Here is a 14,268-nt window from a genome sequence, read left to right on the forward strand (position 1 = left end):
GGCATGGGTACGACCGCTGCCGATCCCGCTGTCCTGACCGACCTGCGCGTGCTGGTACTCGCCGGCGGGCTCTCCTATGAACGCGACGTCTCGCTGCGATCCGGCCGCCGGGTCCTCGACGCGCTACGCGCGGTGGGCGTGGAGGCGGAGCTGCGCGACGCGGACGTCGCCCTGCTGCCGGCGCTCGTCGCTGACCCGCCGGACGCGGTGGTCATCGCGCTGCACGGCGCCACCGGCGAGGACGGTTCCCTCCGCGGCGTGCTGGACCTCTGCGACGTCCCGTACGTCGGTTGCGACGCCCGCGCGTCCCGCCGTGCCTGGGACAAACCCTCGGCCAAGACCGTGCTTCGAGAGGCGCACATCCCCACCCCGGACTGGGTAGCCCTACCCCATGACCGTTTCTCCGAACTTGGTGCGGTGGCGGTGCTGGACCGCATCGTTGATCGGCTGAGCCTCCCGCTGATGGTGAAGCCCGCACAGGGTGGCTCGGGCCTGGGCGCCGCCGTGGTTCGGGACAGCGCCGCCCTCCCCGCCGCGATGGTCGGTTGTTTCGCGTACGACTCCACCGCCCTCGTCGAACGCTACCTACCCGGGACAGACGTGGCAGTGTCCGTGATCGACCTCGGTGCAGGACCGCAGGCCCTGCCGGCGGTGGAGATCGTGCCCCGAAACGGCGTCTACGACTACGCCGCCCGGTACACGGCCGGCCGTACCACATGGCACACACCGGCCCGACTGGCCACCGAGGTGGCCGAGGCGGTCGCCGAGCTCGCCGTCGCCGCCCACACCGCGCTCGGGTTGCGCGACCTCAGCCGGGTCGACCTGATCATTGATGCCGACGGTCAGCCGCACGTACTCGGGGTGAATGTCGCTCCCGGCATGACGGAAACCTCGCTGCTACCGCTCGCGGCCCAGGCCGCCGGTCTCGACTTCGGTCGGATGATCGGGACCCTGGTTTCCCAGGCCGCCTCCCGGGCAGCCTGAGCCGGCGCAGCGCGGTCGCGTTGGCGGGACCCGTCAGGACGGGACCGCGTTCGGTGCCGATGGCAGTGGCGGAGCATCATCGGCTTTCCGTGCACCGGAGTCAGTGCGGCCCACCAGGTCCTCGACGACCCCGCCGCCCGACCCGGCCTCGCTCGCGGTGCGGTCCGGGGCTTCCGTACCCTCCGCCGGAGATCCCGGATCCTCAGCGAGCAGGGACGAGGAAGATTCACTCTCGGGAGCGCCAACACCAGCATCAGTGCCGCCCGCCGGAACGTCAGCGCCGGCGCTAGCCGTCACACTCCCGGGCTCTCCGTCAGTCTCTCGGTCGGTCTCCCCGCCGGTCTTCCGGTCGGTCTCCCGGTCACTCGTCCCGCCGGTCTCCCGGTAGCTCTCTCCGTCGGTCTCCCCGCCCGCCGCACCGGCACGCCCCGCCGTACCGCCGCTACCTGTCGCGTTCTGCTGCCTGGTCACGGATGCCGAGCTCTCTGCGTCCACGGCTGTCTCCCCGGTCTCCACGGCCTCCGTGCCCGCTACCACCTCCACGGCCTCCGTGCCCGCTACCGCCTCCGTGGTCTCTACCGCCTCCGTGGCCCCTACCGCCCCGAAACTGGCCGGCGCCTGCCACTGGATTCGAGGCGGTTCGGCCAGTTGGCGTCCACCGAAATCCGCCAACCAGGCGGCGACGAGGGCGAGATTCTCCCGCCAGGTCGACTCGGGGATCGGCGGCAGAATCGAATCCCACAGAGGCAGGAAGGTCCCCCGGAGCTGGAGCTGACCGTACGGCCGGGCGAGAAACCAGAGGTGTAGGTGCGCGGATCCGTCGCCCCAGCGGTTCACATGCACCCGCGACACGCCATCGAGGGAGCGGATGGCGCGCTCCAGCCGGACCGTCAGCACACCGAGCTCGGCCGCGAGCAGATTCGGTAGGTCACCTAGATCCAAGTGCGAGCGGGACTCAAGGATCAACACCATCGGAAGCCCGGTAGGTCTATCCATCGCACGGACCCGCCACCGCTCGCCAACCCAGATGTACGCCTCATCGGGGGCGCCACAAGCGGTGCATTCCCGGTCGCCTTCGCCGCGACGGGGTGGCTCGGCAGCGACCGGATCATCAAGTTGTTTGACGCGGAGATCGCCCTCAAAGGGGAAGGAGGGCCATTGGGTGAAGTTCGGCACTGAGGGAGGGGTGTCGGGCACGAGGGTGACCCTAGCTGTTTCCGGGACGGCTGTCCCCACCTCCTTCGACCGTCGATCCGTCGGATCGACTCAACCGCCGTCCACCCGCCTCCAACGTTATCCACAGGAGGTAGGAGGTTATCCACAGCCATCTTCCACAGGTCAACACCGCGGTTGAGGCGCTGTTTCACGTGAAACAGCACCACCTGTGGACAACTGCTGTGGATAACGTTGGGGACGAGACTTCTACAACACCCGACGCCGACATCGGCGGTCAGAGTCGCGGGGGCCAGTGGGTAGGCGCACTCGGTCGCGAACCGACATGAGGTACGGGGAACAGTCGCCCGACAGGCACTTCCGAGCCGGTAGATCCGCGTGAGCGGATCGGCTCGAGTGGCCAAGCGAGCACGGGCGGGCGGGCGGGCGGACGGGCGGACGGACGGGCGGACGGGCGGGCAGAGGGGAGTGGCTGAGGCAACGGATCAGGCGCAGCACCGACCTGAGGCGGTCGCCCCCACTGATCCACAGGTCGAGCCCTCCAGGTCGAACGACAACCGCCCTCGTTTCACGTGAAACGGGGGCGGTGCTCAACGGACGCGAGTCGGGTCTTCGGTCAGTCCTCGGGCTGCTCCCGGTCGACCCCAATGATGTCGACGATCCGATCCAGGTCGTCCACACTGCCGAACTCGATCGTGATCTTTCCCTTACTCCGGCCGATGTCGACCTTGACCCTGGTGTCGAAACGGTCGGAGAGCCGATCGGCGAGATCAGTCATCGCTGGCGCACGCGGCTTCGACCGACGCTTCGGCGCTTCCTTCTCGCTGGTGTCGTCGCTGAGCGAGAGCGCCACCACCTCCTCGGTTGCCCGTACCGACAGTCCCTCAGCGACGATGCGCTGGGCGAGCCGCTCCTGCGCCTCCGGATTGTCCAGGCTCAACAGCGCTCGGGCGTGGCCGGCGGAGAGCACTCCGGCGGCGACCCGGCGCTGCACCTGGGCAGGGAGGTTGAGTAGCCGAATCGTGTTGGAAATCTGCGGCCGGCTCCGGCCGATCCGCCGGGCCAGTTCCTCGTGCGTGGCGCCGAACTCATCCAGCAGTTGCTGGTACGCCGCCGCCTCTTCCAGCGGGTTCAGGTTGGCGCGGTGGATGTTCTCCAGCAACGCGTCCCGGAGCATCGAATCGTCCCGGGTGTCCCGGACGATCGCCGGAATGGCGCTCCGACCAACCGCCTGCGCGGCCCGCCAGCGGCGCTCACCCATGACGAGTTCAAACTTCTCGTCGTCGAGCTGGCGGACAACGATCGGCTGGAGGAAACCGACCTCCTGGATGGAGACCTTCAGCTCCTCCAGGGCGTCCTCGTCGAAGACCTGCCGCGGCTGCTTAGGGTTGGGAACAATCGAGTCGACCGGTATTTCGGCGAAGCGAGCACCCGGTACCGGGCTGAGTGAGTCGGCCGCCGGTGCCGGCGTACTCACCGCCGCCAGACCGGCGGTCGGTGTCACCGCTGGGTTACTGACGACTGGGGCGGGCACGCCGGGCGCCGCCGCCTCGGTTGGAATGAGGGCGCCCAGCCCTCGACCGAGCCCACCCCTGGGACGATTCTTCATGCCTGGCCTCCCCGTGGCCTGTCCGCGCTACGCATTGCGGCTCACCTCGGCCTTGATGCCCCGCTCGGCGATCTCCTGGGCGGCCTCGAAGTAGCTCGTCGCCCCCCGTGACCCGGGATCGTAGGTCATCACGGACTGGCCGTAGCTGGGTGCCTCGGATACCCGGACGTTGCGCGGGATGACCGCCTGGAGCACCTTGTTCCCGAAGTGGTTGCGGACATCCTGCTCCACAGCGTCCGCCAGCCGCGTACGCCGGTCGTACATCGTGAGCAGGATGGTGGAGACGTCCAGCCGGGGGTTGAGGTGCTGCCGGACAAGGTTGATGTTGTTGATCAGCTGGTTCAACCCCTCCAGTGCGTAATACTCACACTGGATCGGGATGAGTACCTCCTCCGCGGCAACCAACGCATTCACCGTGAGCAGACCAAGCGACGGCGGGCAGTCGATGAGGACGTAGTCAAAGTGGCCCGGATAGCCGGTGATGGCGCGGGCCAGCCGCGACTCCCGAGCAACCACAGAGACCAGTTCGATCTCGGCACCGGCCAGGTCAATCGTGGCGGGTACACACCACAGACTGGGGATTCCCTCGACCGACTGGGCGACATCCGCCAAGGGCAGGCCGTTGATCAGGCAGTCGTACACGTCCGGCACCCCGGTGTGGTGTGGGACGTTGAGTCCAGTAGACGCGTTGCCCTGCGGATCGAGGTCAACCACCAGCACCCGGTTCCCGTGCAGCGCTAGCGCCACTGCCAGGTTCACCGTCGTGGTGGTTTTTCCCACGCCGCCCTTCTGGTTCGCGACGCACATGACCCGGGTCCGGTCTGGGCGAGGCATCGTCACCTCGCCACTCGGGTTCAGGATCTGCACGGCGCGCATAGCTTCCATCGCCAACGGTGGGTCATCCTCTTCGCGCGTCGGTGTTTCACGTGAAACGGGCGTGTCATCAACCCCGTCCTGCCCGGAGGGCAGGTTCGGAGCCTTGGTCGGTTCGGCCGGCCGCTCCGGCGTTGCCTGCTGCGGCACAGCCACCTCGATGCGTGTCGACGCGGCTGTCTTCCCCCGTACCGACGCGGCCTGCTCGGCCGCCGGCGGATCGCCGCCCCGGGAACTATCCCCGGTACTGCGGCTCAACGACACTTCCGGCGACGAGGGGCGGGAATGTCCCGGAGCTGGCGCCGCTCGCCGGAAGGTATCGTCCTGCGACGTTCGGACGGGCGGACTGACGGGAGGGCTGGGGGTGGCCCAACCGGGATCGTCGGTTTCACGTGAAACCAGGTCGCCCGTAGACCCGGTCCCGCGCGGATCGTCGTACCTGCCGTCGTCATGCACCTATCATCCCTGCCCGGCTTCGGATGGTCGGTCCGCATCCTGTCAACGGGTCGCTCGGATGGTCACCCCGAGCGTGCGGCCCGTTGGAAGCGATCGGAATCGGGCGAGTACCCGGCACCCCCGCTCCACATTATCGACGCGCGGCCAGCCTACGGGGATTGGGCGTGGTCGGTCCACGTCGGGCTGCAGGTCGCCTGCCACCCGTACCTATTTCAACGACCCAGCTGCGCGCCGGATCCGCCGAACACCGGCAGACCGCTGAGCAGGTGATGCGAAATACCACCGACGACTCAGCGCCGCCGACCACCACGGGAACGCTTCGTGGGCTTGGGTCGCGGCGGTGCCACCACCCGCTCCCGAACGATCTCGATCACCGTCGTCGGTGGCTCCACAACGCCCGCCCCGCAGTGGTGCACCTCCGGCACACCGCCGCCAAGCCGATCCACGACGACGGCATGCTCGGCGGCCTCCTCCGCTGCCGAGGCGCCCTTGAGAGCGACCAGCCGTCCGCCTGGCACTGCCAGCGGAAGGCACCACCGGGCGAGCCGATCCAGCGGGGCCACCGCGCGAGCGGTCACCACATCACCGGTTAGCGGCTCGACTCCACCACCACCCGAGGCGATCTCCTCGGCCCGGCCCCGGACAACCCGGACCGAGGCCGCCAGGTCGAGCTGCGCCACCGCCTCGACGAGGAAGGCGGTGCGACGGGCCAGCGGCTCGACCAGGGTGACCGAGAGATCCGGCCGAGCGATGGCAAGCACGAGGCCCGGCAGTCCGGCACCGCTACCCACGTCAAGCACCGTCGCGCCCGACGGAATCCGCTCCGCCACCGCCGCGCAGTTGAGCAGGTGCCGATCCCAGATCCGCGGTGCCTCCCGCGGCCCGATGAGTCCCCGGACCACCCCGTCGGTCACCAGCAGGCCCGCGTACGCAACAGCCAGGCCCAGCCGGTCACCGAAGAGCGTCCGGGCCACGGGGGCCAGTTCCGGGGGTGGGGTGGCATCCACCTCGGCCCGAGCGGGGCGATCGCCGACAGGCAACGGCCCGGGCGGCGTACCACCCGGGCCGGACGCGCGCGCCGCGTCGTGAGTCACCCGCTCAGTCCGCCGGCCGGACAATGATGCGCCGACTCGGCTCGACGCCCTCAGACTCGCTCGCCACCCCGTCGATGGCGTTGACCACGTCGTGCACGCACTTGCGTTCGAAGGCGGACATCGGCTCCAGCCGCACCGACTCGCCGTGCTCCTTAACCTTCTCGACGGCATTCTTCGCCACCGCGGCAAGCTCCTTACGACGGCCCGCCCGGTAGCCGCCCACGTCGAGCAGCAGTCGGCTGGGGGTGCCGGTCTGCCGGAAGACCGCGAGTCGGGTGAGTTCCTGCAACGCCTCCAGCGTGGCGCCGCGCTGGCCCACCAGGCTCTGGAGTCGTCCGCCAACCACCTCCACGACCGGACGTCCACCGGAGACCAGCTCGTCGATGTCCCCGTCGTAGTCGAGGATGTCGAGTAGGCCCTCCACGTAGTCGGCGGCGATCTCACTCTGCCGGAACAGATCGCTCTCCCCGGTGGACCGCTGCTCCGTGCCGCCGGCTGCGGCCTCGGCCGCCTCGGTCTGGCCCTTCGCCGTCGTCTCCGTCCCCTCGGCGTCCTGGGACTCGTCAGCGCGGGGCGTGCTGGTCTCGGTCACGGTCTCCTCCGTACTCACTCGGCCGGACCGTCGGGTCCGCTGGTCTCCCGGGGCCGGCGGGAACGCCGGTACCACGGGTAGGTCTATCGGGGCAGTCTCGCCCGTGGCCGCAGGGCCCGGCGGCGTTTTGCCCACCGGCGGCGGTATCAAGGTAGATACCGCCGAACACCGGTCGGATCAGCCCTGCCGTTTGGCGGGACGGCCCTTCTGGTTCGCGGGCTGGCCCTTCTTCTGGCCGGCGGCCTGGCCCTTCTGATTGGCCGGCTGCCCCTTCTGGTTCGCGGGCTGGGCCTTCTGGCCGGTGGACTGGCCCTTCTGATTGGCCGGCTGCCCCTTCTTCTGGCTGGTGGGCTTGGCACCCGGTTTCGGTGCGGCGACCTTGGTCGCGGCCGGCGGGGTGGCGGCCGAAGGGGCGGACTTACCGCGGCCGAAGAGGCCACCGCTCTTCGCCGGCTGCACCGGACCACGCGTACCAGTGGTGCTGGACTTCGCGCTCGGCGGCGGCGGGAACTTGCGCAACACCCACTGCTGCTGGGCCAGGGTGAACATGTTGTTGGTGACCCAGTAGATGATCACACCGATCGGGAAGATCGCGCCGGAGATGAGCAGCGACGCCGGGATGCCGTAGAGCATCAACCGCTGGATCATCCGCTGCTGCGGGTCCTCGGCCCAGCCGGTCTTGAGGATCATCTGGCGGCTGGTCAGGTAGGTGGTGCCCATCATCACCAGCACCAGAATGCCGGCCATGATCTTGACGGTGGTGCCGTCGGCACCCAGCGCGGCCAGTTCCTCGGGGGAGGAGCCGAACTTGCCGGCGATCGGCGCGGTGAACAGCTTCGCGATCGATGCGCTGTCGAACTGGTCGACCGTCCAGCCGTAGAGCGTCTTCTTGTCCAGGGGCTTGTCCGGGTTGAGCCGGCGAAGCACGTGGAACAGGCCGAGGAAGACCGGAATCTGGAGGAACATCGGAAGGCAGCCCATGAGTGGGTTGGCCTTTTCCTTCCGATAGAGCTCCATCATCTCCTTCTGGAGCGTCTCCCGGTCACCCTTGTGCTTCTCCTGCAGCGCCTTGACCTGCGGCTGCAGCGCCTGCATCGCCCGCTGTGACTTGATCTGCTTGACGAAGACCGGGAAGAGGATCACCCGGACGGTGACCACCAGGAAGATGATCGCCAGTATCCAGGACCAGTTGGTGCCGAGCACCACGCCTTCCGGCACCCCGATGGCGTCCCACACCTGATGCCAGCGCAGCAGGATCCACGAGATCGCGTAGTAGATCCAGTCGAGACTCAATTCTCAGACTCCAGTCACATCGGCACGGCGGCGACCGCCCGGCTCCGGCACCGGGTCGAATCCACCTGGGTGGAAGGGGTGGCAGCGCATCAGCCGCCGGGCCGTCAGGCCGGCTCCCCGAACCGGGCCGTGGCGGGTCACCGCCTCCAGGGCGTACGCGCTGCACGACGGGTAGAACCGACAGCGGGCCGGCAACGCCGGGCTTATCCACCGACGGTACGCGATGATGGGCCCGGCCAGCACCCGGGCACCAAGTGAGCTCGGCGGTGTTGGATCGGGTGTCGAACTCACCGGGACCGCCGCCCGCGGGGGGCGCGTGCGGCCGCGATCGCGGTGTCGAGATCAACACCGAGTCGTTGGTACGACCGGTGCGCCGCGGCGGGCAGGGCACGGACGATGAGGGTGCTCCCGGCCGGTAGCCCGGGGAGGCGTTCCCGGACCAGGTGCCGCAGCCGGCGGCGGACAGTGTTCCGGACGACGGCGTTGCCAACCGCCTTGGAGACGACGAAGCCGGCGCGGGCCGGTGCGGCTGTTTGCTCCGCACCAGTGTCCCGCGCCGGCTTCGTCGAAGAGGTCTCCGGTGGGGTGCCGGGCGAGGTCAGATGGACGACGACCACGCCGCGCCCGACGCGTCGGCCACCACGGACCGCCGCGGCGAAGTCAGTGCTGCGCCGCAGACGCTGCGCGGCGGTCAGCACGACTCTCCACGCCCTGCCGATCGGACCTGGCGGCCTCAGGCCGCCAGGCGAGCGCGGCCCTTGCTGCGACGGGTCGAGATGATGGCGCGGCCGGCACGGGTGCGCATGCGCAGCCGGAAGCCGTGGGTCTTCGCGCGCCGGCGGTTGTTCGGCTGGAAGGTGCGCTTGCTCACGTCAGGCTCTCCGATGTCCTACCCCTGGGCGAGGGATCGCCGGGGTCGCGTCTGGTCCGAGGTCGTCCCAGTTTCAGGTCGTGTCACGATCCGGGTCGTGTCATGATCCGAACCAGGTCATGATCTGGAACACCTTCGCGGCGCCCCCGATCAACGCTGCCCGACGCTGCGGACAGCAAGCATCCATCACCCTAGCAGAGGGTGAGAGAGCAGCCGCTCCAGCGTACGCAGGGGCACCACGAGCGTCAACGCTCCCACCGGCTGGCCCGACACCGGTCGTTCCGACGTTTCCGCTGCTGCCGCCGACGGTCGGCGTACGTCCGCTGTTGATGGCGTCCGGACATCGCTGTTACCGTGCCCGATTGCGGTACAGGGCTGTCGGCCCCGATCGCGAGTGGCTGTCGGAAGCCCGGGGCCGGTCCGGCTGTGGTCGCCGCCGGCAGGCAAGACCGAATCGGGCGGTGGATCGTTCGGCAAGATGACCCGCTTCAGCGCCCGCTCGTACCGGGTGAGGTCTGACCCACATGCCGTGGGCGGCCACAATCGGTACCCACACAGGCTGTGGATAACTTGTGGACAAGGGTCGTTCGGCCAGCCGGGGCGGGAGAAGCACCGCGTGAACACGGCGGGCCCGGACGGCCGACGGGGAGGACGGCGGCGTCCGGGAACAGAGGCGAGGGGGTGGCACGACGGTGACGGATACAACCGACCTTGCCGCGGTGTGGACGGCGACGACCGACGAGCTGGCCGACGAGATCGTCTCCGCGCAGCAACGGGCCTACCTGCGGCTGACCCGGCTCCGTGCCATCGTCGAGGACACCGCGCTCGTCTCCGTACCGGACGCCTTCACCCGAGATGTCATTGAGTCCCGGCTCCGCCCGGCGATCACCGAGGCGCTCACCCGCCGGCTGGGGCGCCCCATCCAGGTCGCTGTCACCGTACGAGCGCCGGAAGACGGCTCCGGCCGCCCGGCCGGCACCATCTACCACAGCGCCCCCAGCCCAGAGGTCGGCACGCTGCCCGGCGGCGCCACCGGCGATGCCGCGAGAGGGATCCCGGAGCACGGCGTGGACCAACAGTTCCCGCTGATTCCCGGGCAGGCCCAACCGGAACGCCGCGCCACGGTGCCTGCCGGTTCGTACGGCGAGCAGCCGACGCCGGTCTCCCAGGACGGCCAGGAGCCGTTGTTCGGCTCCGCTTTCGGCGGGCCGCCCCGAGGCGAGCGACGCGATGTTGACGAGCAGGCCCGACTGGGCCCACCAGTGTCCGAACGTCCCTTCGACGTCCGCTACCGCGCAGAGGCGGCGGAGCAGCGCGGGGGGCCGGCACTGCCCCGGGAACTCGGTACCGACAGCGGGCCGGGGCGGGTGGACCACCTGTCCCGGCCCGGTGGTCGCGAGGACCGTCGGTTGCCAACGCCAGCCGACGGCGGTGGCAACCGGCTCAACCCGAAGTACATGTTCGAAACGTTCGTCATCGGTTCGTCCAACCGGTTCGCCCATGCGGCTTCGGTGGCGGTCGCCGAGTCGCCCGCCAAGGCGTACAACCCGCTGTTCATCTACGGCAGCTCCGGGCTGGGCAAGACGCACCTGCTGCACGCGATCGGCCACTACGCCACCACGCTCGGCAACGCCAACTCGGTCCGGTACGTCTCGACCGAGGAGTTCACCAACGACTTCATCAACTCGCTGCGCGACGACAAGACCAGCGCCTTCCAGCGCCGGTACCGGGATGTCGACATCCTCCTGATCGACGACATCCAGTTCCTGGAGAACCGGGAGCGGACGCAGGAGGAGTTCTTCCACACCTTCAACACGCTGCACAACGCCAACAAGCAGATCGTGATCACCTCCGACCGGTCGCCGAAGCAGTTGGCGACCCTGGAGGACCGGTTGCGAACCCGGTTCGAGTGGGGTCTGCTCGCCGACATCCAGCCGCCGGACCTGGAGACCCGGATCGCGATCCTGCAGAAGAAGGCCGCCCAGGAGCGGCTGTTCGCCCCGCCGGACGTACTCGAGTTCATCGCGTCCCGGGTGTCGAGCTCGATCCGAGAACTTGAGGGCGCGCTGATCCGGGTCACCGCGTTCGCCAGCCTCACCCGGTCGTCGGTGGAGCTGTCGCTGGCCGAGGAGGTGCTGCGGGACTTCATCCCGGACGGCAGCGGACCAGAGATCACCGCCGACCAGATCATGGTGGCGACCGCCGACTACTTCGGGGTGAGTCTGGAGGACCTGCGTGGGCACTCCCGCTCGCGGGTGCTCGTCAACGCCCGCCAGGTCGCCATGTACCTGTGCCGGGAGCTGACCGACCTGTCGCTGCCCCGAATCGGACAGGCATTCGGCGGGCGCGACCACACCACGGTCATGCACGCCGACCGCAAGATTCGTCAGCAGATGGCCGAACGGCGGTCGCTCTACAACCAGATCGCCGAGCTGACCAACCGGATCAAGCAGAACAGCTGAGGCCCCGCCGCCGCCCCAGCTGTCGGCGGGCTGCCCCGAACCGTCGAACCACCCGCTGAGCGACCGAATCCGGCACCACAGCGGCGCTCCTTCGGCGCTCCTCCACCCCCACCGGACCGGACGACGGGGCCCGGATCTGGGTGGTGGACCGGATCCGGGCCCCGGTTCGGGGCCGAGAAGTCCCGCTCGTTGTCCACAGCCTCCGCTTCCGTCGGTGGAGAACGTGCGGCCATCGCCCCCTCGTTATCCACAGGTTGTGGAAAACCCTGGGGGTAGTGCTGTGGACGCTTGGGGATAACGAGGTCGTTGTCCACCGAGTGCGGACCGGGTGTGGACGGGCTGTTGAAGGTTCTGGGGATAACTCGGGTCGAGCTACGAGCGACGATCCACAGGTCTGGGGAAGAAGTCGGTGGATAACCGGTGGATAACCGGTGGACAACGGTGGACGAGCTGGGGGTAACTCTGGCCTGTGGATGACAGCCCGGGTTTTCCCCCGGGTTCTCCACAGGAAACCCACCGGTGGATACCCAGGCTGACCTGGGTCAACACAGGTTCTCCACAGTTTGCACAGGTGCGACGAAGACGATGAGTTAGATCTCTAAAGACAACAAAAACCAATCATCACCGTTGGACTTCCTGTGGATCGGGCCGCAGACCGCCGCAGCCGGTCAGCTGCACCTGGACATGCACGGGGCCGGGCGTACCGCCATTGCCCACGCGCCCTAAGGTGCCAGGAGAACCGGCACGCCCCGGCGGGTCGGCAGGCAGCGGTCGGCATGAGAGAGTTGGCGCTGACGTTGACGCGGAGGCATTGATGAAGTTCCGAGTAGAGCGCGACGCGCTCGCCGAGGCCGTGGCCTGGACCGCAAAGAGCCTGCCGAGCCGTCCTTCGGTACCGGTGCTCGCCGGAGTGCTGCTCCGGGTCACCGACGGCAACCTGCAGGTCTCTGGCTTCGACTACGAGGTCTCCAGCCAGGTGACCGTCGAGGTGCAGGGGGACGCCGACGGCGCCGCCCTGGTCTCCGGCCGGCTCCTCGCGGAGATCACCAAGGCACTGCCGGCGAAGCCGGTCGACATCGCGGCGGTCGGCGCCCACCTCGAGCTCGTCTGCGGCAGCGCCCGGTTCACGCTGCCCACCATGCCGGTCGAGGACTATCCGACGCTCCCGGAGATGCCGGTCAGCGCTGGCACCATCGACGCCGCCGCGTTCGCCGCCGCCGTTGCCCAGGTAGCCGTGGCGGCCGGCCGGGACGAGACCCTGCCGATGATGACCGGCGTCCGGCTGGAGCTCTCCGGGGGCACGTTGGCCATGCTCGCCACCGACCGCTACCGCCTCGCTCTGCGCGAGATCGAGTGGCACCCGGAAGACCCGGAGATCAGCCTCAACGCGCTGGTACCGGCCCGCACTCTGCACGACACCGCCAAGGCCCTGGGGCCGCTCGGCGGCCAGGTCACCATGGCGCTCTCCCAGGGGGCGGCGGGCGAGGGCATGATCGGTTTCGTTGGCGGCACCCGGCGCACCACCAGCCGACTCCTCGACGGCGCCAACTACCCGCCGGTCCGCTCGCTCTTTCCGGCCACCCACAACGCGCAGGCCCAGGTGCCGGTCAGCGCGCTTATCGAGGTCGTCAAGCGGGTCGCGCTCGTCGCCGAACGCACCACTCCGGTGCTGCTGAGCCTGAACGGTGACGGACTGGTGGTCGAGGCCGGTGGCACCGAGGAGGCCCGCGCCAGCGAGGCGATGGAGGCCACCTTCAGCGGTGATCCGCTGACTGTCGGCTTCAACCCCCAATACCTGATCGACGGTCTCTCGAACATGGGGACCCAGTTCGCCGTTCTGTCGTTCGTTGACGCCTTCAAGCCGGCGGTGATTTCTCCCGTCGGCGAGGATGGTGAGATCGTTCCCGGGTACCGCTACCTCATCATGCCGATCCGCGTCTCCCGCTGATCGCACCCGAGACGAACCACAACGCACGGAGGTACGGACAATGCAGCTCGGCCTGGTAGGGCTCGGCCGGATGGGCGGCAACATGCGGGAGCGGCTGCGGGCCGCCGGGCATGAGGTGATCGGCTACGACAACCAGGCCGAGCTGAGCGACGTGGCCAGCCTGGCGGAGATGGCGCAGAAGCTGGACGCGCCCCGCGCGGTGTGGGTCATGGTCCCCGCCGCCGTCACCGACGAGACCATCGACAAGGTGGCGGAGGCGCTCGACGCCGGCGACATCGTCGTTGACGGTGGCAACTCGCGGTTCAGCGACGATGCCCCGCGCGCCGAGCGGCTGAACGAGCACGGCATCGGGTACGTCGACGCCGGGGTTTCCGGTGGCGTCTGGGGCCGGCAGAACGGGTACGCCCTCATGGTCGGCGGTGCCCAGGAACACGTGCACCGGCTGATGCCGATCTTCGACGCGTTGAAGCCGGCCGGAGACTTCGGCTTCGTGCACGCTGGTCCGGTCGGTGCCGGGCACTACGCCAAGATGGTGCACAACGGCATCGAGTACGGTCTCATGCACGCCTACGCCGAGGGCTACGAACTGCTGGCCAAGTCCGAGCTGGTCACCGATGTCCCGGGTGTCTTCAAGTCCTGGCGGGAGGGCACGGTTGTCCGCTCCTGGCTGCTCGACCTCCTCGACCGGGCACTCGATGAGGACCCGGAGCTGGCCGAGTTGAGCCCCTACACCGAGGACACCGGCGAGGGGCGCTGGACCGTCGACGAGGCGGTCCGGCTCGCCGTGCCGATGAACGTCATCGCCGCCGCGCTCTTCGCCCGCTTCACCTCCCGGGAGGATGACTCGCCCGCGATGAAGGCCGTCGCCGCGCTGCGCCAGCAGTTCGGCGGGCACGCCGTTCGCAAGCGCTGA

The 14,268-nt window shown here is 68.9% G+C and carries 13 protein-coding genes; 4 read left to right on the forward strand and 9 right to left on the reverse strand.

Translation table 11 applies throughout. The features are described 5' to 3' along the window. Positions 1 to 3 precede the first annotated feature (3 nt). Complete coding sequence (locus tag H0524_RS07395; protein ID WP_180197971.1) at positions 4 to 984, forward strand: D-alanine--D-alanine ligase; 981 nt, start codon at positions 4 to 6, stop codon at positions 982 to 984. 33 nt (positions 985 to 1,017) lie between these two features. Here H0524_RS07395 and H0524_RS07400 read toward each other — a convergent pair whose 3' ends face one another. From H0524_RS07400 to rpmH, 9 genes are all read right to left on the reverse strand, one after another. Next, complete coding sequence (locus H0524_RS07400) at positions 1,018 to 1,956, reverse strand: hypothetical protein (protein ID WP_218941554.1); 939 nt, start codon at positions 1,954 to 1,956, stop codon at positions 1,018 to 1,020. Positions 1,957 to 2,773: 817 nt separating this feature from the next. Further along, positions 2,774 to 3,766 (reverse strand): ParB/RepB/Spo0J family partition protein, encoded by a 993-nt coding sequence (locus H0524_RS07405; RefSeq protein WP_180197972.1) that lies wholly within the window; start codon positions 3,764 to 3,766, stop codon positions 2,774 to 2,776. Between the two features lie 27 nt (positions 3,767 to 3,793). Further along, a complete protein-coding gene (locus tag H0524_RS07410) occupies positions 3,794 to 5,095 on the reverse strand; it encodes a ParA family protein (protein ID WP_309225036.1) in 1,302 nt (433 codons plus the stop codon). 290 nt (positions 5,096 to 5,385) lie between these two features. Then, the gene (gene rsmG, locus H0524_RS07415) at positions 5,386 to 6,135 is read right to left on the reverse strand and encodes a 16S rRNA (guanine(527)-N(7))-methyltransferase RsmG (RefSeq protein WP_218941612.1); all 750 of its coding nucleotides are present in this window, start codon (positions 6,133 to 6,135) and stop codon (positions 5,386 to 5,388) included. Positions 6,136 to 6,193: 58 nt separating this feature from the next. Next, positions 6,194 to 6,799 carry a R3H domain-containing nucleic acid-binding protein gene (locus tag H0524_RS07420; RefSeq protein ID WP_026322934.1) on the reverse strand — a complete coding sequence of 202 codons (606 nt, stop codon included), beginning with the start codon at positions 6,797 to 6,799 and terminating at the stop codon, positions 6,194 to 6,196. 159 nt (positions 6,800 to 6,958) lie between these two features. After that, on the reverse strand, positions 6,959 to 8,074 hold the full coding sequence (gene yidC / locus H0524_RS07425) for a membrane protein insertase YidC (protein ID WP_180197973.1): 1,116 nt from the start codon (positions 8,072 to 8,074) through the stop codon (positions 6,959 to 6,961). Between the two features lie 3 nt (positions 8,075 to 8,077). Further along, positions 8,078 to 8,365 carry a membrane protein insertion efficiency factor YidD gene (yidD, locus tag H0524_RS07430; protein ID WP_180197974.1) on the reverse strand — a complete coding sequence of 96 codons (288 nt, stop codon included), beginning with the start codon at positions 8,363 to 8,365 and terminating at the stop codon, positions 8,078 to 8,080. Further along, the gene (rnpA, locus tag H0524_RS07435; protein WP_180197975.1) at positions 8,362 to 8,772 is read right to left on the reverse strand and encodes a ribonuclease P protein component; all 411 of its coding nucleotides are present in this window, start codon (positions 8,770 to 8,772) and stop codon (positions 8,362 to 8,364) included. Before rnpA ends, yidD begins: the two co-directional genes overlap by 4 nt. A gap of 35 nt (positions 8,773 to 8,807) precedes the next feature. Continuing rightward, a complete protein-coding gene (rpmH, locus tag H0524_RS07440) occupies positions 8,808 to 8,945 on the reverse strand; it encodes a 50S ribosomal protein L34 (protein ID WP_018221882.1) in 138 nt (45 codons plus the stop codon). A gap of 692 nt (positions 8,946 to 9,637) precedes the next feature. On the opposite strand from rpmH, the gene dnaA reads away from it, so the two are divergent. The 3 genes from dnaA to gnd all read left to right on the forward strand — a co-directional run bounded on the left by dnaA (position 9,638) and on the right by gnd (position 14,268). Beyond that, complete coding sequence (dnaA, locus tag H0524_RS07445) at positions 9,638 to 11,407, forward strand: chromosomal replication initiator protein DnaA (RefSeq protein ID WP_180197976.1); 1,770 nt, start codon at positions 9,638 to 9,640, stop codon at positions 11,405 to 11,407. An 814-nt stretch (positions 11,408 to 12,221) separates the two neighbouring features. Then, positions 12,222 to 13,355 carry a DNA polymerase III subunit beta gene (dnaN, locus tag H0524_RS07450; protein WP_180197977.1) on the forward strand — a complete coding sequence of 378 codons (1,134 nt, stop codon included), beginning with the start codon at positions 12,222 to 12,224 and terminating at the stop codon, positions 13,353 to 13,355. Then, the gene (gene gnd / locus H0524_RS07455; protein WP_180197978.1) at positions 13,297 to 14,268 is read left to right on the forward strand and encodes a phosphogluconate dehydrogenase (NAD(+)-dependent, decarboxylating); all 972 of its coding nucleotides are present in this window, start codon (positions 13,297 to 13,299) and stop codon (positions 14,266 to 14,268) included. Before dnaN ends, gnd begins: the two co-directional genes overlap by 59 nt.

The sequence above is a fragment of the Salinispora sp. H7-4 genome (assembly GCF_013416675.1).
Classification (GTDB): domain Bacteria; phylum Actinomycetota; class Actinomycetes; order Mycobacteriales; family Micromonosporaceae; genus Micromonospora; species Micromonospora vitiensis.